This window comes from Hyphomonas sp. L-53-1-40 (genome assembly GCF_000682775.1).
In the GTDB taxonomy this organism is placed as follows: domain Bacteria; phylum Pseudomonadota; class Alphaproteobacteria; order Caulobacterales; family Hyphomonadaceae; genus Hyphomonas.
Genome location: NZ_AWFI01000015.1, coordinates 279,597 through 304,731, shown reverse-complemented (window position 1 = coordinate 304,731; position 25,135 = coordinate 279,597). Strand labels below are relative to the sequence as shown.

General features: G+C 56.4%; 22 protein-coding genes. 7 read left to right on the top strand and 15 right to left on the bottom strand.

Annotated features, from left to right (window positions below; all coding sequences use genetic code 11):
• The first annotated feature begins 399 nt into the window (after window positions 1–399).
• From L53_RS10670 to L53_RS10660, 3 genes are read left to right on the top strand one after another with little or no spacing between them, the layout of a single operon-like run.
• Window positions 400–927: a RimK/LysX family protein gene (locus L53_RS10670; RefSeq protein ID WP_198019794.1), complete on the top strand. Its 528-nt coding sequence runs from the start codon at window positions 400–402 to the stop codon at window positions 925–927.
• Window positions 920–2,452 (top strand): UUP1 family membrane protein, encoded by a 1,533-nt coding sequence (locus L53_RS10665; protein WP_034814990.1) that lies wholly within the window; start codon window positions 920–922, stop codon window positions 2,450–2,452. Before L53_RS10670 ends, L53_RS10665 begins: the two co-directional genes overlap by 8 nt.
• Window positions 2,449–3,411: an alpha-L-glutamate ligase-like protein gene (locus L53_RS10660; protein ID WP_034814989.1), complete on the top strand. Its 963-nt coding sequence runs from the start codon at window positions 2,449–2,451 to the stop codon at window positions 3,409–3,411. The genes L53_RS10665 and L53_RS10660 overlap by 4 nt, the downstream gene beginning before the upstream one ends.
• A gap of 6 nt (window positions 3,412–3,417) precedes the next feature.
• Here the strand turns inward: L53_RS10660 and L53_RS10655 are convergent, their stop codons facing one another.
• From L53_RS10655 to L53_RS10620, 8 genes are all read right to left on the bottom strand, one after another.
• Window positions 3,418–4,149 (bottom strand): proteasome-type protease, encoded by a 732-nt coding sequence (locus L53_RS10655; RefSeq protein WP_034814987.1) that lies wholly within the window; start codon window positions 4,147–4,149, stop codon window positions 3,418–3,420.
• Window positions 4,150–4,182: 33 nt separating this feature from the next.
• Entirely contained in the window at window positions 4,183–4,983 is an 801-nt protein-coding gene (locus tag L53_RS10650; RefSeq protein WP_034814986.1) for a transglutaminase family protein, read from the bottom strand.
• A 4-nt stretch (window positions 4,984–4,987) separates the two neighbouring features.
• The gene (locus tag L53_RS10645; protein WP_034814984.1) at window positions 4,988–5,929 is read right to left on the bottom strand and encodes an alpha-E domain-containing protein; all 942 of its coding nucleotides are present in this window, start codon (window positions 5,927–5,929) and stop codon (window positions 4,988–4,990) included.
• Between the two features lie 3 nt (window positions 5,930–5,932).
• A complete protein-coding gene (locus L53_RS10640) occupies window positions 5,933–7,363 on the bottom strand; it encodes a circularly permuted type 2 ATP-grasp protein (RefSeq protein WP_034814981.1) in 1,431 nt (476 codons plus the stop codon).
• Window positions 7,364–7,456: 93 nt separating this feature from the next.
• A complete protein-coding gene (locus tag L53_RS10635) occupies window positions 7,457–9,223 on the bottom strand; it encodes a glycoside hydrolase family 15 protein (protein ID WP_034814979.1) in 1,767 nt (588 codons plus the stop codon).
• On the bottom strand, window positions 9,220–9,954 hold the full coding sequence (gene otsB, locus L53_RS10630) for a trehalose-phosphatase (RefSeq protein WP_034814977.1): 735 nt from the start codon (window positions 9,952–9,954) through the stop codon (window positions 9,220–9,222). The genes L53_RS10635 and otsB overlap by 4 nt, the downstream gene beginning before the upstream one ends.
• Window positions 9,951–11,345: a trehalose-6-phosphate synthase gene (locus tag L53_RS10625; RefSeq protein WP_034814975.1), complete on the bottom strand. Its 1,395-nt coding sequence runs from the start codon at window positions 11,343–11,345 to the stop codon at window positions 9,951–9,953. The genes otsB and L53_RS10625 overlap by 4 nt, the downstream gene beginning before the upstream one ends.
• Window positions 11,346–11,496: 151 nt before the next feature.
• Window positions 11,497–13,086, bottom strand: a complete 1,590-nt coding sequence (locus L53_RS10620) for an FMN-binding glutamate synthase family protein (RefSeq protein WP_034814973.1) — start codon at window positions 13,084–13,086, stop codon at window positions 11,497–11,499.
• Between the two features lie 282 nt (window positions 13,087–13,368).
• Between L53_RS10620 and L53_RS10615 the strand changes: the two genes are divergently transcribed.
• Complete coding sequence (locus L53_RS10615; protein ID WP_084333332.1) at window positions 13,369–13,797, top strand: DUF2853 family protein; 429 nt, start codon at window positions 13,369–13,371, stop codon at window positions 13,795–13,797.
• 78 nt (window positions 13,798–13,875) lie between these two features.
• Here the strand turns inward: L53_RS10615 and L53_RS10610 are convergent, their stop codons facing one another.
• The 4 genes from L53_RS10610 to L53_RS16425 all read right to left on the bottom strand — a co-directional run bounded on the left by L53_RS10610 (window position 13,876) and on the right by L53_RS16425 (window position 17,956).
• Window positions 13,876–15,012 (bottom strand): acyl-CoA dehydrogenase family protein, encoded by a 1,137-nt coding sequence (locus L53_RS10610; RefSeq protein WP_034814971.1) that lies wholly within the window; start codon window positions 15,010–15,012, stop codon window positions 13,876–13,878.
• A complete protein-coding gene (locus L53_RS10605) occupies window positions 15,009–15,332 on the bottom strand; it encodes a hypothetical protein (RefSeq protein WP_034814968.1) in 324 nt (107 codons plus the stop codon). Before L53_RS10605 ends, L53_RS10610 begins: the two co-directional genes overlap by 4 nt.
• A 2-nt stretch (window positions 15,333–15,334) precedes the next feature.
• A complete protein-coding gene (locus L53_RS10600; protein WP_034814966.1) occupies window positions 15,335–16,549 on the bottom strand; it encodes an acyl-CoA dehydrogenase family protein in 1,215 nt (404 codons plus the stop codon).
• 78 nt (window positions 16,550–16,627) lie between these two features.
• Window positions 16,628–17,956: a glycosyltransferase family 2 protein gene (locus tag L53_RS16425; protein WP_198019793.1), complete on the bottom strand. Its 1,329-nt coding sequence runs from the start codon at window positions 17,954–17,956 to the stop codon at window positions 16,628–16,630.
• Between the two features lie 258 nt (window positions 17,957–18,214).
• On the opposite strand from L53_RS16425, the gene L53_RS10590 reads away from it, so the two are divergent.
• Both L53_RS10590 and L53_RS10585 read left to right on the top strand, forming a co-directional pair.
• Complete coding sequence (locus L53_RS10590) at window positions 18,215–19,756, top strand: FAD-binding domain-containing protein (RefSeq protein ID WP_051607826.1); 1,542 nt, start codon at window positions 18,215–18,217, stop codon at window positions 19,754–19,756.
• Window positions 19,757–20,001: 245 nt separating this feature from the next.
• Window positions 20,002–20,565, top strand: coding sequence for a UrcA family protein (locus L53_RS10585; protein ID WP_034814964.1), 564 nt, complete (start codon window positions 20,002–20,004; stop codon window positions 20,563–20,565).
• Window positions 20,566–20,659: 94 nt separating this feature from the next.
• On the opposite strand, the gene L53_RS10580 is transcribed toward L53_RS10585, so the two are convergent.
• On the bottom strand, window positions 20,660–21,190 hold the full coding sequence (locus L53_RS10580) for a histidine phosphatase family protein (protein ID WP_051607824.1): 531 nt from the start codon (window positions 21,188–21,190) through the stop codon (window positions 20,660–20,662).
• A gap of 126 nt (window positions 21,191–21,316) precedes the next feature.
• On the opposite strand from L53_RS10580, the gene L53_RS10575 reads away from it, so the two are divergent.
• Entirely contained in the window at window positions 21,317–21,955 is a 639-nt protein-coding gene (locus L53_RS10575; RefSeq protein WP_034814962.1) for a peroxiredoxin, read from the top strand.
• A gap of 53 nt (window positions 21,956–22,008) precedes the next feature.
• Here L53_RS10575 and L53_RS10570 read toward each other — a convergent pair whose 3' ends face one another.
• Both L53_RS10570 and L53_RS10565 read right to left on the bottom strand, forming a co-directional pair.
• On the bottom strand, window positions 22,009–24,567 hold the full coding sequence (locus tag L53_RS10570; protein ID WP_051607823.1) for an HWE histidine kinase domain-containing protein: 2,559 nt from the start codon (window positions 24,565–24,567) through the stop codon (window positions 22,009–22,011).
• On the bottom strand, window positions 24,542–25,120 hold the full coding sequence (locus L53_RS10565; protein ID WP_034814960.1) for a biliverdin-producing heme oxygenase: 579 nt from the start codon (window positions 25,118–25,120) through the stop codon (window positions 24,542–24,544). Before L53_RS10565 ends, L53_RS10570 begins: the two co-directional genes overlap by 26 nt.
• Window positions 25,121–25,135 lie beyond the last annotated feature (15 nt).

Below are 25,135 nucleotides of genomic sequence, written 5' to 3'. Positions count from 1 at the left end.
ACGCACCTCCTAAGACGTGTCAAAACCCTCCACTGTGTTCCGTGAGACAGACTCAGCTCTCTCCCTCCAGAAACTACTGTAAAGCAGCAGCCAATGATCGCAACCTGAAATAGATATTTTTTCAAATTCTATTCTTGGTTAATTTTTGTCGGGATATGGCACACCTGCCAAGCGCCATTCTATTTGTGTGCAATGGCAAGACCACAGACGATCCCAGCATTCACCATAGAAATGCCACGAAATCAGGTTTTTCAGGCGGAATCGGGCTGTTAAGGGAACTATTCAATCATCCTTGCGTCCCGTTTTGGGACCACCTAGTGATCGGATAGCTATCGCCCGCATGCCTTGCATGTTAGGTGACGAAAAATGCCGATCCTGAGGCAAGAGGAACGAATTCTCGTGAAGTATCTGAGACACGTCTTGGCCGCAACGGCCGTTCTTTCACTGCCCATAGTTTCCGCCATTGCGGACAGTCGCGACCGCTCAAGCGAACCGGCAGTGATGGGCTATGTCGAGAATGTTTATGTCGGCAAGCTCGGCCTGGAGATGAAGGGCAAGCTGGATACCGGCGCTGATTCAAGCTCTGTTTTTGCCCGTGACGTCCATATTTACAACAAGTCCGGCAAGGATGACTGGGTCCGGTTTCGCTTGGTCGGCAAGAATGGCCGCACAGTGCGATATGACCAGAATGTGCGTCGCTTCGCGCTGATCAAGCTGAAAACCGGCGGCACCATCCGACGCCCCGTCATCCATTTGCCGGTCTGCATTGGCGGCGTCAGTGGACTTGCTGAGGTCAATTTGGCTGACCGCGAGGATTTCGAGTACGACTTCTTGGTAGGCCGCGAGTTCATGGCATCACGCGTGCTTGTTGATTCCTCTTCGACATTCATCGCCGAAGGCAGCTGCGAAAACGACGACAGTGAATAGTTTTACACATACCCGACTACTTGCGCTGGTCCTGGCTGCTATCGGCCTCGGCATATTCGCAACCAAAGTTCTGCAACTGGATTATCCCCTCACGCCCGGCGAACGGACGACCACATGGGATTTTGAAATCTACCTCGATTTCGACACCAGCAACCAACCGGTCCGGCTGGAAACCTATATTCCGTCGAACAGCGAAAACCGTAGGGTTTCTCAAGAGCAATTCTACAATGGCGCCTTTGGCCTGCGCCTGAATGCGCGCGAGGGTGATGGCCGGACCGCGATCTGGACCTACCGCTATCCGAATGACCGGAAAGTGCTCCGCTACCGCGCACGCCTGCTCGGCGAAACACTCGCTAGCCCCTTGCCGGAAAGCATGCAGCGCAAGCTGCGCCGCGCCGCACCTGAAGCCGAGAATGACCTTGAACGGCAAGCCTTTCTGGTCTGGTCGACCGATCTACGCCGGCGATCCGCCGACGATGAATCTCTCGCCGATCTGGTGCTGGAAGAGATATTTGTGGACGGCGACGTCGATGAAGTGGAAGCGCTCTTGTCTCCCACACTCACCCGTCAGATCGCCCGCCTTGCGCTCGCACGTGATGTACTGACAAGTCAGGGAATTCCAGCGCGGGTCGCAAATGGTGTTTACATGGACCAGGCACGCCGACGGGCCGAAATCCGTCACTGGCTTGAATACCATGCCGATGGAACAGATCGACGTTACTTCCCAGGCCCGGATCCCGAAGAATTTTTCACGATCTGGCACGGCACGAATGATTTCATCCGCGCGGAAGGCATTTCGGACCTGGACTTGCAAGTCAGCCTGCAGCCGGTAAACGCAGACGTGGCAGATGTCATGCAGCGCGTCGCCAAAGCGGAAGGCTCGGCCATGCAATGGTTCTCCTTCAACCGACTGCCCATTACCACTCAGCTGGTCTATCAGGTGCTCGTCACCATCCCGGTTGGCATTCTGATGCTGGTCTTCCTGCGTCAGTTCATCGGCCTTCAGACACTCGGCACGTTCATGCCCGTCCTGATCGGAATTGCGTTCCGTGAAACCGCTCTTGTGAATGGCGTGATCCTGTTCACCGCACTGATCGCGCTGGGCCTCGCTGTGCGCTTCTATCTAGAGAAATTGAAGCTGTTGCTGGTGCCGCGATTGGCGACGGTGGTTGTGTTCATTGTTATCTGTATGGCTGTGATCGCCCAGATTATGGCGAATAACGGTCAGCGTATCGGTCTATCGATCTCGCTGTTCCCCATGGTCATTCTGACGATGACGATTGAGCGTATGTCGATCGCATGGGAAGAATACTCGGCTACAGAGGCCATCAAGCAAGGCATTGGCAGTCTCATGGTGGCGGCAGCATCGTATCTGGTGATGACCAACACGCATGTCGAATATCTGATGTTCAATTTCCCTGAACTGCTTCTGGTGATCATGGCGATCTGCCTGCTGATGGGGAAATATACCGGCTTGCGCCTAAGCGAGTTGATCCGTTTCCGTGAACTGGATGACCGGAAATGATCGGACGCTACCGGGCATTGCGACGTGCCGGACTGCTCGGAATCAACGAGCGGAATGTCCGGCTCGTCAATGAGCTCAATCCGAGGCGACTGATCCGGCTGGTTGATGACAAGCGCGAGACGAAGCGACTTGCGAACGCAGCCAATATTCCCACACCGGAACTCTATGGTGTGATCGCCAACCCGTTCCACATGCGCCATCTGGAATCCTATCTCGACAAGCCGGACGGCGTGGTCATCAAGCCCGCCAATGGCTCTCAGGGAAATGGGATTCAAGTGCTGATGGAGCCAATGCGTGGCGGCTGGCGCCGTTCCAATGGCCAGCGCGCCCTGCTCGAAGACATCCGTTTCCACGTCAATAACATCCTTTCAGGCATGTACAGCCTAAGCGGCCAACCGGATGTGGCGATGTTTGAGTATCGGGTGAAGTTCGACGAAATCTTCAATCCGATCTCGTTCGGCGGCGTACCGGATATACGGATCATTGTCGTGCGGGGCATTCCTGCAGTAGCCATGGTGCGTCTGCCGACCGCAGAATCTGACGGCAAGGCAAACCTCCATAAGGGCGGCGTTGGTGTCGGATTGGATCTTGTGACCGGCAAGACGCTTAGCGGCATGCAAAATGGCAAGACCACCGACATCCATCCGGACACGGCCAACCCGCTGCGGAATTTCTCGGTGCCGCACTGGGACACGATGCTCGAAATGGCAGCAAAGGCCTATGATGTAACCGGGCTCGGCTATCTCGGCGCAGATATCGTTCTGGACAAGACCAAGGGGCCGCTCCTGCTGGAGCTCAATGCCCGTCCCGGCCTGGCGATCCAGGTTGCCAACAGGATCGGCATTCGTCCCCTGTTGAACGCGACGCTGAAGGCAGACATTGATGGCCTGGATGCACTGGCCCGTGTCGAACTCGCCAAGAAGCTCTACCGCAACCATGTGCCGGAACCGACCTTTTAGGCCAAGTCAGAATTCATAGTCGGGCAGCGAATTGAAAGCCAGTTTCAGCGCGTCTCCCCAACGCGAAGAGATCGCCGTGAAATAAGGGTCATTCTCTTCGACTCGTCGCTTCTCAGTGACTTTGTAACTGTCTTTTTCGATCGTCTGCAGATCAAGCGGCATCCCCACCGACAGGTTTGCCTTGAGTGTGGAGTCAAATGAGACGTAGAGCAGCTTTACCGCTTCTTCGAACGTCATGTCCGGGCTGAAGGCTCTCAGCAGGATCGGTCTGCCATATTTGGTCTCACCAATCTGGAAGAAAGGCGTTTCGTCGCTGGCCTCAATGAAGTTGCCTTCGGGGTATACCAGGAACAGACGCGGCTCCATCCCGGAGATCTGACCCCCGACGATCAGCGTCGCGCCGAATGCCGCCTCTGATTCCGGCCCGCCATCGCCCTGCGTCCGGATAACCTCTTTCACTGTATCTCCAACCAATCTGGCGACCTGAAACATCGTATCAGCTGCCATGATGCTGGGATTACGTTCTTCCGGCGCCTTCAGGCGCTCATCCAACAGGCTGATCACGGCCTGCGTGGTGGCGAGATTTCCTGCAGTCAAAATGGTGATAACCCGCTCACCGGGTACCTCCCATGTGAACATCTTCTGGAACTTTGAAATGTTGTCGATGCCCGCATTGGTGCGAGTGTCCGACATAAAGATGAGCCCCCGGTCAAGCCGAAGCGCAACGCAATACGTCACTTGATGATTCTCCGATCAATATCTCGACTAACTTTACTGCTGGACTTGAATGGAAACCACGAGATTTTCCGCACCCGCACCATAGACCAAACCTCTGATGGGGGCCGCGTCGCTGTAATCCAAGCCAGTCGCTACCTGTATGTAGCGCGCATCCGGGCTAATACCATTGGAAACATCAAACCCCGTCCATCCAAGGCCATCGACCCAAGCCTCCGCCCAGGCATGGCCGGCGTCCTGGTCCACCCTGTCCGTCATCATCAGGTATCCGCTGACATAACGCGCAGGATAGCCAAGCAGGCGCGCGACCGTGATGAATATGTGCGCATGATCCTGACAGACCCCCTGCCCCTGCTGCAGCGCATCTTCTGCCGTGGTGCGCGAGTCTGTCTCATTGGTCCGGTAGGCAACCTTGTCCGCGATTTCCACCATCAACTCATGCAGAACGCCAATATCTTGTGACGGGCTTCGACTGAACTTGCCCGCCAACGCCCGCAATCCTTTCGCCGGCATGGTGAGTTCGGTCGGTCGTTGGTAAAGCCAGAGCGGCACAAGCTGACTGTGCCCCCCCATGACACCGGACGTGTCATGCGTCTCGACCTCACCTTTTACACTGACCGACACGCTCATGACGTCCGGCTCCAACTGGATCAGATCCACCAGATTTCCATGATGGTCGGTATAGCTTGTTTCCCAGTGCGCCCCTTCAATCGACACGTCCCAAGACAGGATTGATTGCGACGGAAGGCTGATCGGCCGTTTGCGAACCTGCTGGAGCGCATAGGACACGCCATGTTCGTATGTGTAGGTTGATGAATGATCTACGGTCAGTCGCATGTCATCACTCCGCGAACCTGAAATCTGTTTCGATCTGCGCCGAGAGGGATGCATTCCGCCTCAGGAAGTCCGACAGGAATTCGTGCAATCCGTTTTCAAACACGCGCTCAATCGTCGTGGCCGTCAAGCTCGCCTCAAGAGATTCGGCAAGATCATGGGTCCCCAGCCGTTGGCAATATTGCCGGAACAAACAATCCAACTGGTGGGTGATCGTGTCGTAGCAGTAGGCCAGCGAGCGCGGCATACGTGTGTCGAAGATCAGGAAATCGGCTATCGCTCGCGGCGTGATGTTGCCACCATTCAGCCAGTGAAAAGACCGCTCTGCCGAGGCCGACCTCAGGATCATCTCCCATTGCACATTGTCGAGCGACGAGCCGACCGAGGCGCTGGACGGCAGTAGGACGTAGTATTTTGTATCGAGAATGCGCGCCGTATTGTCAGCACGCTCAAACATGATGCCCAGCAAGATAAAATTATAGATGTCATTGCGGAGCATGGTGCCCGTGGTCGCGCCCCTTACCTGCGCGCCCTGCTGGCGGATCATGGTCAGGATTTCCGGCAGGTCCGTCTCGGATGGCGCACGCTTCAGCGCATCGCGCACGGCCATCCAGAAGTCATTGATCGCTTCCCACATTTCCCGCGTCAGCGCGGTACGGGTCATGCGGGCATTTTCTCGCGCTGCATGCAACGATGACATCACGCTGGACGGATTGCTACGATCTCGCAGGGCGAAATCGGCAACCTTGTCGCCCGTGATTGTGTCGTGACGCGCCAGATAGGCATCGCAACAGCCAGCGGTGACGAGCACAGATCGCCACTCCTCCTCGCCCGGCTGAGTCCGGGTGAGCGCCATGCGGAAGCCTGCCTCAACAAGACGGCTGGTATTTTCGGCTCTTTCCAGAAGCCGGGCCATCCAGAACAGGCCCGATGCAGTCCTGCCCAGCATGACCTAACCCTCCTTCAGGACCCAAGTGTCCTTGGTGCCCCCGCCTTGGCTGGAGTTCACAACAAGCGATCCCTTTTTCATGGCAACGCGGGTCAATCCGCCGGGCGTCACGTCAACGCCATCAGATGAAACAAGCACGAACGGGCGCAAGTCGACATGGCGAGGTGACAGGCCGGATTTCGTCAGCACAGGCACTGTCGAAAGGGCCAATGTCGGCTGCGCGATATAGTTGGACGGCTTCGCTTGAAGCTTCTTCCGGAAAGCGGAAATTTCCTTCTTGCTCGCCGCGGGCCCGACCAGCATGCCATAGCCTCCGGAGCCGTGAACCTCCTTGACGACAAGTTCTTCCAGATGCTCCAGCACATAGGACAGGGAGTCTTTCTCCGCACAGCGCCAAGTCGGCACATTCTTCAGTAGCGGCGCTTGCCCCGTATAGAATTCGACGATGTCGGGCATGTACGAGTAGATCGCCTTGTCGTCGGCAATACCGGTGCCCGGAGCATTGGCAATCGTAATGCCCCCAGCCCGGTAAACATCAAAAATGCCCGCCACGCCCAGCATGGATTCCGAGCGGAAATTCAGCGGATCAAGATACTCATCATCAACTCGTCGATACAGCACATCAATGGTTTCGTAGCCTTGCGTGGTTCGCATGGCGACCCGTCCATCAACGACGCGCAAGTCATGACCTTCGACCAGCTCAACGCCCATCTGGTCCGCCAGGAAGGCATGCTCAAAATAGGCTGAATTATGGATACCTGGCGTGAGGATCGCCACCGTGGGTCGGCCCGAGGCCTGTGCCGGCGCAGACCGTTCGAGCGAACGCCGCAGCGCCATCGGATACCCCGAAACACGCTGCACCGACATCTGCGCAAACAGTTCCGGGAACATCTTCAACATGGTCTCCCGGTTTTCCAGCATATAGGACACGCCAGAGGGCGTGCGGGCATTGTCCTCCAGTACAAAGAATTCGTTGGGGCCGGTGCGCACCAGATCAATCCCGACAATATGCGTGTAAATCCCTCCCGGTGGATCGAAACCGATCATTTTCGGAAGAAAGGCGTCATTCTCGCGGATAAGGTGTTCCGGCAGGCGACCGGCGCGGACGATCTCCTGTCGGTGATAGATGTCATACAGGAAAGCGTTGATTGCCTTGACCCGTTGCTCGATGCCGCGAACCAGTAAGGCCCACTCGCTGGCGCCGATAATGCGCGGCACCAGATCGAATGGGATCAGCCGCTCGTCAGCTTCGGACTTTCCATAAACGTTGAAGGTGATTCCGGTGCGCCGAAAGAAGGTTTGCGCATCCCGCGATTTCTTCAGCAGAGCCGAAGGAGTCGTTTTGTCAAACCAGCCATTGTATCCGGCATAAGGCGCGCGCACGCCTTCGCCAAATCCATGCATCTCGTCGAATACGTCCTCACCATCAGCCATAAACTCAGCAACGCACAAACGCTGGATAGTTTCAACAAACTCAGTCAGCGTTCATGATGATCAACTGCCTGCGTTCGTATAAACTGCGCAATATCAGGTAACCGCTGCCCAAGGCTTGCTCAGAAGGGCTGCAGAATTGATGATTCCAACCATGCAGTAGGTTTGAGGAAAGTTACCCCAAAGCTCGCCAGTCTCTGGATCAACATCCTCCGACAGCAATCCAACATGATTGCGGCTGGCAAGCACGCTTTCAAAGATTTCGCGTGCCTCCTCGACGCGCCCCACCCGGTAAAGCGCATCAATGAACCAGAAGGTACACGCCGTGAAGGCAGTCTTCGGTTTTCCGAAATCATCCTCGACCTTGTAGCGATAAACATGATTTCCCATTCGAAGATCGCGGTCGACGGCCTCAACGGTGGCGACATAACGCGGATCGCTTGCCGGAAGAAAGCCGATCTCGGCCATCAGCAGAACGGAGGCATCAAGATCGGTGCCACCAAAGGCCGCTGTAAACGCGCCAACGTCTGCACTCCACGCCTTCTCCAGAATGGTGGCGTGAATGATGTCGGCCCGCTCACGCCAATAGGCCGCACGATTGTCGAGTTCTAGCCGCTCGGCAATGCGCGACAGGCGATCGCATGCTGCCCAGCACATGATCGCCGACGATGTGTGGACATGCGCAATGGTCCGGAACTCCCAGATGCCTGCATCCGGTGTGTCATAGACTGCGAATGCGCGCTCGCCCACGGGCTCAAGTTGTTCGAACTCGGCAATGCCGGGCTGTGCAAGCAGCCGGTGATCGAAAAAGGATTGCGCGACGCCGAGTACGACCTGGCCGTAAACATCGTGCTGCACATGTTCGGCGGCTTGATTCCCACGGCGCACCGGTCCTGAATCCCGGAAGCCCGGCAAATTCGGTGCGAGGTCTTCGGTCAAGTCAGCCTCGAGTCCGATCCCGTAGACAGGCTGGATGTGACCGCCTTTGGAATGGGCCACAATATTCCGCACCCACCTCATATAGTGCTCCAGCGTCCCCATACCTGAAAGCCGGTTCAACGCTGTCACAGTGAAATAGGCATCCCGGATCCAGCAGAAGCGATAATCCCAGTTGCGTGACGAACCCTCATGCTCTGGAATGGACGTGGTCAGCGCCGCCACGATGCCGCCAGTCTCTTCGAAAACGCACAGTTTAAGTGTTATGGCCGCGCGGATAACCTCATCCTGCCATTCGAACGGCACGGCGAGGCTCCGCGCCCACTTCGCCCAATATTGACGCGTGCGCTCCTCCCAGTCGCGTGCGATGACACTCGGGGAATCTGTCAGCGATTCGTCTGCCCCAAGAATAAACGTCACATCCTTGTCCAGGACGAAGCTTGTTTCGGTGAGAATATAGGAAACCGGCGCGTCAGTCGTGACTCGGAATGAAAACTCTTCATCGACGAACCGCACATGATTGACACCGCGTATGGGCTTGAGCCGACGCCCTCCCCAGTCCGTTTCCGGCGTCAGGGAGATTTTCAGCTGTGGCGTGCCCGCGATAACTTCAAACCGTCGCACCAGACTGACGGGCCGGAACGTGCGACCCTTGCGTTCAAACCTCGGAGCAAAGTCGACGATCTCCAGGATGGCACCATCTTCAGACTCCATACGCGTGCGCAGGATGGCGGTGTTCCGGTCGTAGGACTGCGTACGCTCGGACAGGCCCTCCATCCACACACTGAATGAACCGCCACCGCCCAAAAGCTTGTTGAAGACGGGCTCCCCGTCAAAGCGTGGCAGGCAGAACCACTCATAGTCACCGCGCGCATTGATCAGGCCCGCAATGGTTCCGTTGCCAACAATTCCCAGATCGAGACTCATACTTCTCCCAACACTTGTTCCAGATAGGTAGCGACGTCGCGATGAGACGCCAGCCGATAGTTTGCCGCGCTCTCTCCTTCCCCGACCTTGATCGACCAGCCACCGAGCTTATTGGCCACAAGGAAGGCGTCTTCATCTGTCTTGTCGTCGCCAATCATCACCGGCAGGCGCCCAGCGAACGGCGCAGTCTCCATGGCAGCTTGCAGGCAAACGCCCTTATTGGCCCCACTCGGCTTTGCCTCAAGCACCATCTTTCCCGACTGCAAGGAGTAATCTTTGTGCTGAGAAATTACGCTACTGATTTCGTGAGTGAGTTGCTCACTCTTTTCAGGTGCCGCACGATAGTGGATTGCGAGAACCGGCCCTTTCTCTTCCAAGCGTACACCATCATGCACGTCCACGACGGATGAGATGCCGGAGAGCAGAGACTTGGGCGCGGACGGCACACCTTCGGTCATTGCCGCGCCGGGCGCGGCTGATCTCAGGCCATGATTGCCGAACCTCCAAAGCGTATCAGGCACACGTTTCGACAAATCTGTCAGGTCACGGCCAGAGAGAATTGCCAATGCACCATCGAGCTTTTGAGAGACGCGCATGAGAACCGAATCCAGACCTGACGCCAGAAACACGGCATCTGGATCATCCTGAAGCGGAGACAGCGTTCCATCAAAATCCAGGAACAAGGCGACACCCTGGTCAAGCGCCGGCGGCATGACAGAGGAATTACTCATGCAGGAACGCCCTCAAACGCCGTCATGAAGCGGTGGCGCCACCAGTTGATGTCCTGCTGGGCAATATTGTCGAAGAGCGTCTGCCAACGGTCCTTCCGCTCGTCGAGCGGCATCTCTATGGCCTGCTTAACGGCTTCCGCGATGGCCGAGCTGTCATATGGATTGATGATGATCGCCTCCTTCATCTGCTCTGCCGCACCGGCAAATTGCGACAGGATCAGAACACCCGGGTCCTGAGGGTCTTGCGCGGCGACAAACTCCTTCGCAACAAGATTCATGCCGTCCTGCAAGGGGGTCACCAAGCAGGCCTTTGCGAGACGGTAGAGCCCGGCGATTTCTTCGCGGTCGTACCCGCGCGCCAGATATCTGATCGGCATCCAGTCGAGGTCGCCATAGTCGCCATTGATCCGTCCGGACAGCGCATCAAGCTGTTCACGGAGCTGGGCGTATTCCTCGACGACAGACCGTGAGGGCGGTGCGATCTGAGTGAACGAAATCTTGCCGTGTAATTCCGGATACCGGTCGAACAAGTCGGCCATACCTTCAAACCGCTGCGGCAGACCCTTCGAATAGTCCATCCGGTCAACCCCGATGACGAGGTCGCGTTCACCTAGAAAACGTGACAGGCGGGTCGCCGCCCGGTCTGCTGGCTCGTGGGTTGCCGCTGCAGCAAAGCCCTTACTATCAATGCCTATCGGACAGTGCAGTAAATGGACAATGCGCCCGTCAACCTTGAACTTCCCATCCGGCTGCTCCTCGGCGCCGAATTCTTCTTCGAGGTATTGCGCGAGATTGGCGAGGTCCTTGCGGCACTGAAGGCCGACAATGTCATAGGCGCAAATTCCCTTCGCCAACTTGCGATGTTCAGGAATGGCGCGGAACACTTCCGGAGCGGGAAATGGAATATGCAGAAAGAAACCACATTTCCCCCGCCACCCCTCTTCCCGCAAGATGTCGCCGAGCAGCAGGAAGTGATAATCATGGACCCAGACAATGTCGGCTTCGTCTGCCTGGTGCCTTACGATTTCAGCAAACTTCTCATTGATCTCGACATAGAACCGATAATACGCGGAATCGAACACAGCCAGATCAATCCGGTTGTGCATGACCGGCCAGAGAACACTGTTTGAATAACCGAGATAGAAACCGTCAAACTGGTCGCGGGAATAGTCAGTCAAGGCGAACTCAACGCCGTCCTCTGCAGACCGCTTCGCGCGGTTGCTGGGAAAGTCGAGAATACGGCCGCTCCAGCCAATCCAGAGGCCCTGCGTGTCGGCAAGCGTATCCCAAAGCGCAACTGCGAGCCCTCCGGCTCGGCTTTCTTGGCCAGCCGCAGTACGGTTTGAGACTGCGATCAGTCGTGAGCCTTTTGAAACTTTATGTTCTGTCATTGCCCATCCTGTCTCACCCCATCTAACGCGTGACGCATCACTGCCAAAGGCATAGCGCTGTAGCTGAGTGCAGAAACCCCCACCCTGCTCGCTTTGCGGGCACTACCATAAATCTGAGCAGCGCGCCGATGGTTCCCGCAAAATCACAGAACTAGCTTGCTGGCAGGAAACTGTTGGCCTGTGCCATGCGCCATTCCTGCGCCAGTTGGGTTTCATCCGGGGCGTTCAACAATTGTCCGGCCTGCACAAGTTGGTAGGCGCGTTCGGCGGTGTAGGCGATGTCCTCCGTCACGCGATGCATGACGTGGCGCGGGGTCAGTTCGGACGGATGTTCACATCCTGCGGCGCCAACAACCTCCATCAATGCCTTGACCGTATTTCGGTGGTAGTTCCTGACGCGGAGCGCCTTGTCGGCCACGACCAATCCGCGCTGGCGCGCCTTGTCGGATGTCGCAATGCCGGTCGGGCATGTATTGTTGTGGCAATTCAGCGACTGAATGCAGCCGAGCGAGAACATGAAGCCGCGCGCCGTATTCACCCAGTCAGCTCCCAGCGCCATGGAAGACGCAAGTGAGAAGGCGCTGATCTGTTTGCCGGAACAGGCAAGCCGCACATCCCCCTTCAAACCCGTCCCCACAAGCGCGTTGCGAGTCAGCACCAGGGCCTGCCTCAAGGGTGCACCGACATGGTCAAGAAACTCCGCAGGCGCTGCGCCAGTGCCCCCTTCCCCACCATCGACCACCATAAAGTCAGCGCGCAGCCCAGTTTCCAACATGGCTTTGCAGATGGCCAGCGTTTCCCAACGATTGCCGACAGCAAACTTGATCCCGACCGGTTTGCCGCCTGACAGCTCGCGCAGGCTGGCAACAAACTCCAGCATCTCGATTGGTGTTGAGAAGGAGGAATGCGCGGGCGGCGAAATGCATGTTTGTCCAACGGCGATCCCGCGCGCCTCGGCGATCTCATGTGTTACCTTTTCTCCCGGCAACACGCCGCCATGCCCCGGCTTTGCGCCTTGGCTCAGCTTTACTTCAATCATCTTGATCTGTGGGTCAGAGGCCGTGTCCGCGAACTTGGCCGCATCAAAAGATCCGTCAGCTGCGCGGCACCCGAAATAGCCAGAGCCCAGTTCCCAGACAAGATCGCCCCCGCCCTGACGATGATAGCGTGACACGCCACCTTCTCCTGTGTCGTGATAAAACCCACCTAGGGATGCGCCTTTTGACAGGGCTTCGATTGCGTGCGCGCCGAGTGAGCCGAAACTCATTGCAGAGATATTGAATACACTTGCTGAGTAGGGCTGCGATGTCTCCGGCGCGCCCACCAGCACACGTGGGTTTGTCTCGTCCGGATGTTTCGCCGCTACGGAATGCGCCAACCATTCATAAGGCGGCTTGTCGATATCAAGATGGCTGCCGAACGGCTCAACGGACGAAACATCCTTTGCCCGCCGATACACCAATGCGCGCTCTTCATGATTAAAGGGGCGCCCCTCCGTTTCGCTCTCGACAATGTAGGCACGCAGGAAAGGTCGCAACTCTTCCGCAACCCATCGAATACGTGCGAAAAGCGGAAAGTTTCGCCAAAGACTGTGTCGACGCTGAAGCACATCATACAGACCTGTAAGAGCCAAAGGGATCAAAGCGACAGCGAGGTAGATCAACCAGCTGTGCTGTCGCCAAAACACAAGGCATAGCGCCAACAGCAGAACAGTTGCGAGCCAAGGCAGGTAACGAAACATTTTATCCTCACTTCACGGCCAGTATCGCCAATGGGTGTGAACTCCTCGCATAGAGAGGTCAATCAATCGTATCCATGTGCTTCCAGCCAACCTCCCAAGACGGCATATTGACTGTTTAGTCCGTATTCGCACTACTTCGGGATATTGTTGCACTACCGAAAAGGGGTTGGCAGGCTGTGGAAAAACGGGTCAGTGTTCAAACAGCGTTTCAAACTGATTCGTGTTGTGAGCTGCGTAAATTTAAACACGCCCGTCCGTCGGGCCCATTGAGGAGACACTCCCATGGCAAAAGCAACCAAAGCCAAGAAAGCTGCGGCGCCAAAAAAAGCTGCTGCACCCAAGACAACGAAACCAGCTAAGGCACCTTCACCGAAGGAAGTCCTGATGGAGAAGTACATCACTGACCTGAAAGACAAGGTTGGCGAGACACGCTCTGACATGGCGCTTCTGGATGCAGCCGTCAAAGCCTGTGGGCCGACGATCTACAAGGCCGATTCCGCAACCGTTGCTGCTTCTGACAAGGAAGAGCTGGGTCGCATCAAGAAAGGCTTCATCGCGAAGAAGCTTGGCGTGACTGACGACGCAAAAGCAGATGCCGCGATTGCAGATGCTGTTGCAAAGTACGGAAAGTCCGTTCGCGCAAAGCATCGTCCGGTAATGTATTACCTGATCGCCAAGGCGCTCAAGAAGGGCTCGGTCCTCAAGGGCTAAGCGCTGCTTCCTTCACGGGACAAAAAGAAAGCCGGGAAGGTCATAACCTTCCCGGCTTTTTTCGCGTTGAATGCTCGATCAGTATCCGGCAAGGCGCGCGTAGCGATCCCTGTGCCAGCTGGCAGAACCATAGAGCGCTTCCTGTACACGAGCCCGCTTCATGTAGAGGCCAGGGTCTGCATCATCCGTCATGCCAATTCCCCCATGCATCTGAACGCATTCGTTTGAAACAAGGTGAATCAATTCACCAGCACGCGCTTTGGCGAGACTTGCCAGTTCCGCGACATTTGACTTGCCGTCATCGACGGCCGCCAGCGCAGCCGCAACGCAGGACCGCGTCAGCTCCAGCTCAGTGAACATCTTTGCGGCCCGATGCTGCAATGACTGGAACGATCCAATCAGTTGGCCGAACTGTTTGCGGTTGTTGAGGTACTCCAACGTCATTTCAAACGCCGCATCTGCACTTCCCAGCATTTCAGCCGCCTGACCAATCGCCGCCCGGTCCAGAACCGGCTCCAGTACGTCTGCGCCTTTGTCCACCGCGCCAATGATAGCGGTTCCCGGAACCATCACATCTTCCAGCACGACATGAGCCGCGCCGTGAGAATCGACAGAGTTCAGCGCTTGGACCGATACGCCCTTCGCATCCGCCGGAACCATGAACAGGGTAAGGCCGTGACGGTCACCTGCTTCACCAAACGTACGCGCCACAACAATCAGCATCTCTGCATGATGGGCGTCCGGTACAAAGCGCTTCATGCCGTTCAGCGTGTAACCCTGCCCATTGCTCTCCGCTTCGGTGGCGACACCCAGCGGATTGAAATGTGCCGTTTCGTCGAGCGCCAAGGCAAAACTGGTTTCGCCCCCGGCAATCTTGGGCAACCATTCCGCCTGCTGTTCGGCGCTGCCACCCAGCTGCAAGGCGCTGGCCGCAATCAAGGCTGTCTGGAGAACCGGGGTTGGCGCCAGTGTGCGGCCTTGCGCTTCCAGAACCTGGCCAAGTCCGACCAGGCCGAAGTGTTCACCACCGGGCTCATCTGGAATGATCACACCAAAGAAGCCGAGTTCGGCGAGTTTCTGTCGTGTCTCTGCGTCTACGCCATTTGCCCCACTGTCGCGCAGTTGGCGCAGGCGAGTCACCGGCATTTCATCACGCGCGAACGCCATAGCGGTGTCGCGCAGCATTTCCTGGTCTTCCGTCAAAAGGAACGTCATCTGAATATCTCCGAAGCCTTGCGTTTTTCCCTGGTGTTTATTGCATCACGGCGGACATTTTCCGCTTCGCGCCCTACGAGCAAACCGGCCAAACCGGCCGTACTCCAAAGGGCGCTGGCAGCGAGAACCAGCCGGATGTTTGTCAATTCGAGGCGCGCTGCCTCCATGCCTGCCCATACGTAGACAACGACAAGAGTCGACAACAGCGCAAGTGTCCACACAGCCATCTGCACAAGCCAGCGCCCACGGAAAAACGGAGCCAGGACTCCGGCCATGAACGGTGTGCCAAGAAACAGAATGATGATCTGCGTGGACGACATGCTTATTTGTGGTCCTTGAGACCCAATACGCGTTTCGAGATCACGTTCAGATTGATCTCACTCGTGCCGCCCTCAATTGAGTTGCCTTTCGAGCGAAGCCATTGGCGCGTAACCTTTTTGGCGGATGGGTCAAAGCCCTCCCCTTCCCAGCCAAGCCCCTCAGTTCCAAGCGCCTCCACGAGTAGTTCGTGGCGATCCTGATTCATCTTGGCAGCGCCATATTTCAGGATGGAAGCTGTGTGGCCCACCTGCTGGCCAGCCTTGGCTTGTTCGGCCTGGCGCTGGACGGTCAAATTGAACGCCTTTGCATACATCTTGTGGTCCGTGATCCGTCCGCGGAGGTCGCCATCAATGAGACGTCCCTCATTGTCGGTACCGATATGCATCTTCGCATATTCTTCAGGCCCAAGAATGCCGGAGCCACCCGTGCCGCCAAATCCGCCAGCGGAAATTGAAGAGCGCTCGAACTGAAGCAGCCGCTTGGCGATCTGCCAGCCCCCATTCACGTCGCCAACCAATTGGTCCTTTGGCACCTTGACGTCGGAAAAGAAGGTTTCGCAGAATGGGCTTTCACCGGAAATCAACTGGATCGGACGCGCCTCAACTCCGGGGCTCTCCATGTCGAACAGGATGAAGCTGATGCCTTCATGCTTCACGCTCGTGTCAGTGCGCACGAGACAGAAGATCCAGTCGGCCTTGTCAGCGTAAGATGTCCATACCTTCTGCCCATTGATCAGGTAGTGATCGCCCTTGTCCTCGCAACGCGTCTGAAGGTCAGCGAGGTCAGACCCCGCGCCGGGCTCGGAATATCCCTGACACCAGCGAGTCTTGCCTTTCACGATGTCCGGGATGAAACGAAGCTTCTGCTCCTCGTTGCCAAACTCAAGCAAGGCCGGACCAAACATCCACAGGCCAAAGGAGAACAGCGCCGGGCGCGCCTTGATGCGGCGTAGCTCTTCCTGAAGCACGCGGTTCTGCGCGCGGGTAAGTCCGCCACCCCCATATTTCGCTGGCCATTCAGGGGAGGTCCACCCCTTCTCGCCCATGCGCTCCAACCAGAGCTTTGCTTCGGGGTTTTTGAACTTTTCGCGCTTACCGCCCCAGACGATCTCGTCGTCCTTCATTGGCGTGCGCATCGACGGCGGACAATTCTCCTCAAGCCATTCCCGCGTTTCAGCACGGAATTGCTCTAAATCGACAGATTCATCATATGCCATATCGGACTCCTGAAGGGGCAACAGAACTTTGCCCAACCATATGCCCATCGGATAGCACCGCCAAGCACTGACCTAGCGTTAGAATTGGTGCGCGCCTCCCGCGCCAGGCACGCCCTCTCGAGGCGTTTTGACCCAATAATGTGGTCTGCGCGCCAAGCTGTAGAGGGCTCTCGCCATCGCGAAGAACTGCAGCGGCCAATAAAATGGCAATGTGATAAGGTCTCGCATGCGTATTGCGAAGGAAGTCGACGGCACTGTGAGGGCGGTCACAGCACCAACCGCATAAGAAACGGTGAGCATCGCCCAGCTGATGCGGCTTAAGTTGGTATCCGGAGACACGATACAGACCACGCACCAGACCAGCCAAGGAAGGTGAAAGAGCGCAGACAGAATGGAGGCGCCAAGCGTCAGCTGCATTGAGACAAAGCGCAGCGCCCCCATTTCACGTGCTGCAGTGACGGGTTCGCGCATCAGCACCAACCAAGTCTGCACAAAGCCCTTCAACCATCGCGACCGCTGACCAAACCAGACATTCAGACGCTGTGGCGGCAGCTCAACAGTTGAAGGCGCGATGACACCAATCTTCTTGCCAAGCCGGGCGAAGCGCAGACCCAGATCCGCATCTTCAGTGACATTCCACGCATCCCACCCGCCCGACGCGAGTAGCGCCCTGCGCCGGAAATGATTGCTTGTTCCGCCAAGCGGTATGGGCATTCCGAGTCGAGCCAGCGCTGGCATGAGCCGGTGAAACTGAATTGCGTACTCCAATGCCCAGTGCCGGGACAGCCAACTACCGAAGCGTACATTCCCAGACAGGGGAGCCTGGACGCAAGCCAGGTCCGGATCCCACGCAAACCGGCGTGCCGCCTCCATGAGCTGGCCCGGATTGGGCCGGTCCTCGGCATCATAGACGGTCACAAATGCCCCACGGGCCCGTCCGAGGCCATAATTCAACGCGCGGGGCTTGGTCTGTGGCTTGCCGGGGGGCAGGACCAGAACTTCGGTTCCTTCCGGCCATATTTGAGCATGGATCGCATCCTTCGTTGCGTCGTCTCCGGCTTCCAACAACAGTTTCACATCAAGCAAATGCCGCGGATACTCAAGCGACATGAGGCTGCCCGACAGCTGGGGCATGCAGGTGGCCTCGTCCTTGAGCGCTATCAGGATCGTATATACCGGCAGCAACAAGGAGAGGGAGGCTGGATCGGTCAGAAGGTAGGCGCGACTGCCCCCAAAGATCGCCAATGCGAGTCTATACGCAATGATGAGAACGAAGATGACCAGGCTGAGCGTCCCAAGCCCAGTCAGGATCAACCCGGGCGCAAACAATCCCAAAATACCAAGTGTGGCCGCGCTCCGACCGACGAAACGAGACTGTGCCTCGTCAAGTCCTGTCTTTGCAGACATGCCCTGGAATCGGGAAGGGAACGCCTCCGCTGCCCTTTCCGCCAGACGCACGTCCGGCGGAGGCTCAGCAAGGTCATCAAACAAATGCTGCGGAAATCTCTCCCGCGCGGACGCCCCATCACCACCCATGAAATGCATTGATGAGTAAAGAGGACGAAGCTCAAGAAACCACAAGTTGAATTCGTTTCGAGATCGTAACGAATGCCCCAATTGATGGAAATATATAGACTCTCGCAAAGTTTGTTCTATATTTGTTCTATGACTGAGCTCAACATCATCTGGTTTCGACGGGACCTTCGGGTTCACGATCATGCCGCACTCGCTTCTGCCAGCGCGGCGGGCGGACAGATTGTGCCGCTTTTCATATTCGAGCCGAATTATTGGCAACGGGCCGACACGTCGGGACGCCAATTTGAGTTTGCAGTGGAATCTCTTGCTGATCTTGATCGCGCCCTGCGCCAACGCGGTGGTCAGCTTTGCCTCAGATCCGGCGTGGTGACGGAAGTTCTCTCACGTCTGCATGCCCAGCATGGCATCGCTTCCCTTCATTTCCACTCTCTCGGCAATACGCCTGCAGAGGCGGAACAGGACCGGCAGGTTCGAACCTGGGCGCTCAAGGTTGGGATTCCCCTGAGAGAGCATACCGGGATACAATATTCAATTTCGCCGCATTCTGATTGGGATACGGCGTGGCGCAGACATATGAGAAAGCCTCGTATCGCGGCGCCCGCAGCTCTTCCTCCGCTGTCAATTCCATCGGAAGGCTGGCCGATCGCTTCTGATTTCGGTCTGGAATCAGACGGGTGTCCAGACCGACAAACGGGCGGGCGGACCAATGCAATCCTTCAATTGCGGTGGTTCCTGTTGGGCGGTGGTCGCAATGCTGGGAAGGCAAACTTGTCCATAACGGCATGTGAGGCGACCGCATCGCGACTGTCCGCTCATTTGACGATGGGCTCAGTGTCAGAACGCGAAGTCTGGCAAGCCGCCATGAAAGCCCAGGCGGCACTGGTCACCGATGGGGACGAGACCTTTGCCACGGCACTTCACCGCTTCACCGAAAAGCTCGCCAAGCGATCTCGACGTGTTCAGGCATCTGCCCGGGTCAGTCTGACCGACACGTCCCTGCTCCCGGTCGACATCCATAACCGAGAAGAAGCCAGTTTGGCTGATCCTCGTTTGTCTGCCTGGACAAATGGAAAAACCGGGTTTCCGCTATTGGATGCGAGTATGCGGTGTCTTCAGGCCACCGGGCATTTGGAATCGAGCCTCAGGAGCCTGCTTCTTTCCTTTGCAACATGTCATCTCTGGCTGGGACCGGTTCGCCCGGCTCAAGTCCTAGCGCAACTCTGCACCGATTTTGCTCCCGCAATGTACTACGGAAGTGCCAGCCAAGTCATCGGCCTCTCCAGAGAAGCTCCGCCATATATCCCCAACCCCGTCAGGCAATCCCTGTCTCGTGACCCAGACGGCGCGTTCATCCGCAAATGGATTCCCGAGATCGCCGAACTACCCGACCAGTATCTCCATGCACCCTGGGAAGCTCCCAAGTCGGCCCTGTCCGCGCACGGCATCATTCTAGGACAATCCTACCCTATGCCGCTGGTGGACCATGTCGCAGCCGCCCGAGAAGCAAAACGCAGGCTTTCCCCTGACGGGGCGTCTCGCCCACTGCCCTTTCATTCTATTGCTCGAAAGCCGCTGGGCATCAGAAGGTCAACTATCGGCCGCAACATGACAGCAAAGCGTTCAGGTCATAGCCCAATCCAGCTCAGCTTTGATTTGCAGAGCCAAGCCTGATTGGTGGGCAGCACAATGCAATCGTTTGTATTAATTCTGGTTCAGATTTTTTCTTCGGCTTGACTTGCAATTGGCCGGACCATATCGATATTCAACAAATAACAGAGCCTTGAAATTGCTTGTATTTATCTTTTTTCGATAAAAACTTATTGATTTTCGATAATTTCCAACCTAGATTGTTTGTGTCGGCGGCGGGATGGTCTCGCCAAGGACATTCAGAAAACAGCTAGAAGGAATTGAAAATCATGATCCCCCGCGCTCGTCATACCGACATCGCCGCTCCCGCCAAGAATGACGTGATGGCCCTCTCCATCATGACCGGAGAGGCAACTCACCGGACCCGGCCGGCCAATGATGTCAAAGCGGAGGATCGTCAGAATCTTCTGGTTCGCCGCCGCCGACTAAGCCCGCCTGCCGGCGCCGCGACAATCGGTTCCCCTGCCGATCGTGGCGCCGGCCTCCCCCCGCCCCCACACTCACAAGCCCAGAAGGATAATCTCACCATGATCCGCTCAATTACAGCCATCGCCATTGCCGCTTCCATCGCCACCGCGCCCGCTTTCGCCGCGTCCGACAATTTCCAGATGGAAATCGATCTGAACCGCACGCAACTTGAGACGCAAGAAGGCGCAATCCAAGAATACAAGCGCATTCGTCAGGATGTTCATGAGCGCTGCGCCGCCGAACATGACACATTTCGCTTCGCGAAGGACTATGTGGTCGAAAAGTGCGAACGCTCGATGATGAAAAAGGTCGTCGCCTTCGTGGATGACGCGACCTTCACCAAGGTTCACTACGCATCCAACTAATCTTCTTCGGCTCTGGCGGGCCTCCTGCCTCTCCAAACACACGCCCGCCCGGTCCGGATCCTTGCCCTGCTCTCACCAGCAGGGCATTTTCTTGTCAGGAATTCGCGTCGGCTTCCCGGAAGTCCTTTGCCCGCAGGACCTGCGCAAGTCGGAAATGGGCAGACACAAACGCTTCATCCTCATCACTCTCGAACAAGGCACAGCAACTGGTTGGGAATTTTTCTATTAACCGGATCGATTCCAGATGGTCCTGGCTACCGGCTTCGCGAAGAATTTCCATCGAGAAGTCATGCAGGCCGGGATTGTGACCAATGATCATGAGCGTACCAGCACCATCATTATGCCGCACAGCTTCGGTTAACCCGCGCACACCCGCCAAATAGAGAGACTCCATCGGTCGTACTTTCTCGCCCTCCACCACCTTGGCAACTTCAGAACAGGTTTCGCGTGCGCGGCGGGCGCTAGACACCAAAATCCGCTCCGGACCCCATCCCATCGCGACCAGTTCCTCGGCCATGCGTTGCGCGTCTTCCTTGCCTCTTGGCGTCAGAGCGCGGCTGAAATCGTCTACCCCTTCGCCCCAAGGCTCTGTCTTGGCGTGTCGCATCAGGATTAGGCGCTTCATTCCAATTCCTTCTTCCCGAATCGGGCATTAGAAAAACTTATCGACAGCTTCAGGTGCCGCGCATTGGATTGCTTCTTCTTAGGCACCATTTTCTGGTCAGAAATCAAGAGACAGGAGTATGGTAATATGAGCCTTCTGATTGGCGACGTCGCCCCAGATTTTGAAGCCGAGACAACAGAAGGCCGCATTCGCTTCCACGAATGGGCTGGCGATGACTGGGTCGTGTTCTTCTCCCACCCGGCCGATTTCACACCGGTTTGCACCACCGAACTTGGCTATACAGCGAAACTGAAGGATGAATTCGCCAAGCGTGGCGCAAAAGCCCTCGTCATTTCAGTCGACAGCCTCGAAGACCACAAGAAGTGGATCGCTGATATCGAGGAAACCCAGAATACCAGTGTTCAATTTCCGATCATTGCCGATCCTGATCGCAGCGTGGCAACGCTGTACAACATGATCCACCCAAATGCGGACGCCAAAGTCACGGTTCGGGCAGTTTATGTCGTCGACCCCAACAAGAAAATTCGCGCTTCCATCATCTATCCCCCAAGCGCCGGTCGGAACTTTGATGAGATCCTCCGCCTGATTGATAGCCTTCAACTTACTGACGGCCACAAAGTGGCGACGCCGGTAAACTGGAACGACGGCGATGATGTGATCATCGTGCCTTCTCTGACCGACCCGGACGAAATCGCCAGGCTCTTTCCGAAAGGCTACAAGGCTGTGAAGCCTTATTTGCGCTACACACCTCAGCCGGAAAAATAAATTTCCTCCTGACCTTCCGTGCCATCAGTGCGCGGAAGGAACTGGAAGTGAATTCAATTTGGCAAAGCTGCTTTGATCGAGTCGATATCGTACGGCTTCTTGACAACTGGCGCGGATGAGTAACGCTTCGCCAAATCGATGGAGTCTCCATAACCCGTCGCAAACGCAAAGGAGATGCCTTGCGCGTGCAGTTGTTCGGCGACCGCTTCACTGGTCTCTGATCCCAGATTGACATCCAACAAGGCAAACTGAAGGGTCTCGCTCTCTATGAAATCGAGCGCTTCTTTTACGTTTGACGCCACGAATACTTCCGTAGCGCCTAGCGACCGAAGCATGTCCTCCGCATCCATTGCGATAATCAAATTGTCTTCCAGCACCAGCGCATGCCCAGACAGGCCGGCCCGCTTCCGTTCATCAGTCTTGTTCGCAGGCTCTGAATGCAGGGCATCGGCAAATCCATCGACGTGCGCCGAGGGAACTTCGAAATCCGCTGAGACACCTGTGACTTCAAACCTCATCTCGGCTCGACCGCCCAACTCATACGGAATCGATCGCTCAATGATGGTTGACCCAAAGCCCCGGCGTACGGGCGGTGACTGGATGGGTGGGCCACCGGTTTCCAACCACGACATCGACAAGGCCCCGTCCGAGAGCCGCGCGAAGCCAATATGGACAACGCCATTTGTCGCGCTAAGCGCCCCGTACTTGGCTGAGTTCGTCAGAAGCTCATGCACCACCAGCGACACAGCCGTGAAGGCTTTTGGTCGCAAGTGGACGTCCGGGCCCTCGATCTTCACCTTCTCGGCGTTTGCCCCGAGATAGGCTTCCACCTCAATGCGTATCAGCTCTCTTGCAGAAGCAGGCTCCCATTGCTGGCGCGTGATCAAGTCATGTGCACGACTAAGCGCATGGATTCGACCGCCCACAACATGTGTGAACTCTGAGATGGAGCGCGCCTCCGACCCGCTTTGTTCGACAAGTCCACCAATCAGACTCAAGATGTTCCGGACACGGTGGTTGAGTTCCGCAATCAGCAGCTCCTGATGCTCCTGCGCTTTGGCTCGCTCGCGCAGTGTTGCATCCGACATACGCAAAATGACTTCGAGCAATGTCAAGCGCAGGGCTTCAGCAGCGCGCGCTTCCGCGGGCTGCCAGGGAGCAGATGTATTCCGCACAATCTGCTGCCATGCCTCGAAACTCTTGCGCGGGGTGAGACGGTCACCATTCGGACCAGAAACAACGGGTTTATCCGGATTCCCGGCCCATGTGACAGATTTTGCAAGCTCCCTGCGGAACAGCACAATATAGTCTCTCGGCGCCCGAGACACGGGCAATACGAGCATACCGGCAGCGCGATCCACAAACTCAGCAGCAGCGGGATAGGCTTTAACAACACTGTCCGTGTGATAAATCCGGCTGACGGCCGTCGTATTCAGGAAACTCACCAAGCCAAGAAATTCCTCCTTGCTCGGCGTATGCCCGATCGATTCGAATTCTCCGTTAACCCACCCCACGGCTCCGTCGTAAGGAATGACCGAGGCGATACCGCTGATGATGGTATCAAAATTGTCAGATATCGACGCATCTTCGGCAAGCTGAGCCATGAGTTGGTCATGCAGGGACTGGGCGCGCTCCTGCTCATCCCTGCCCTCGTCAGATTCTTTCTGGTCCAATACAAATGAGAAAAGCTGCCCAAACAGTTCCGCTGCCGTACGAACTTCATAGCCGAGCACTCGCGGGCTCTCATGATGGCAGGCGAAAAGCCCCCAGAGCTTGCCCCGCTTCAGGATGGAAATGGAGAGCGATGCCTGAACGCCCATATTTGCCAGATATTCCAGATGAATGGGCGAGACGGACCGCAAACCACTCATAGACAAGTCGAGCGGCACGCCCTCAGGATTGATGGCAGGAATGATCTCCGCGCCCGAATCCGATACATCCGCGATGATACGCAGAAGGTTACGCTTGTAGAGTGCTCGCGCTTGCCTTGGAATGTCAGACGCCGGATAATGTAAACCCTTGAAACTATCCATTCCCGGCTTGACGGATTCAGATACGACAACGCCGGAATCATCCTCTGCAAAGCGGTAAACCATGATCCGATCAAACCCAATCAGGTTGCGCAACTGGCGCGCCGCCTCATCGCACAATTGTTGCGAAGAATCGGCGCGAGATATACGCTCCACCATGGGACGAACATAGTTCACATAGTTGGTATCGCGCGTATCGTCCCGAGGCTCGAACTCCATCACGATCGAGCGCCCCGACAGGTGCATGGAGAGGTCGAACAAGCGCTCATCCCCGGTCAATGCCACACCGAATACGCGCTCAACAGCATCTGGCGACGCCAACATAGGCATGCGAGATCGAATCAACAGCAAGGCCTGTTCCGAGAAACAGTCTCTCAGGGGCTTGCCTATCAGCTCTTCCGCTGCGGCTCCGATGAACTCTTTGACGTTTACCGAAGCATGGTTCACGATCCAGTCTGACGACATGGAGATCAGGCCACCAAAGGACTGTACACGCCCGATGACGTGAATGGGTTCACGGTCGCAATTCGTCAGGTCAACATCGCTCGCGGGCCCGTCAGTTTCGGGGCTGTGGCGGATCATAGGCAAACTTTCGTGTCACATCATGGCAAGCCGCCTCAAAAATTGAGAAACAGCATTTCGCAGATTCTACTATATCAATAAATTCTGATTGGCTAATTCGCGCGTTTGAAACCTGTAAGAGAAAATCTGTCCAGCAGGACCGGTCTGTCATCTGGCTCAAAAAGCGACCCGCAAGCCGGACATTCGAATCATCGGTCTGCTGCCATCGTGCATGCAGCACCGTACCACCGAGGCGGCTACCCGCGATAACATAAATTATTCCAATTGGATGCGCCGTTTCCATGTCGGGCTCCGCATGCCAGGTCGGTAGTCCGGCGCCGAGTGAGGCAAGGTCGGCCTCTATTTCATCAAGGGACAAGCGCGGCAATGTGAACCCGCTATGCGGCCGCAAATGACGCGAAATGGATGTATAGGCGAGATGATTGATCGCCAGAAAGGCGGCAAGCCCTTCCGGTCGAGTGAGGTCATGGCGGCTGATCAACTCGTCCACGCGCCCATGATTATCGGCCGTTTTGACGCGTAAATCCTGCCTGATCGTGTCCACAATATCCATTTATGAAAATCTCTC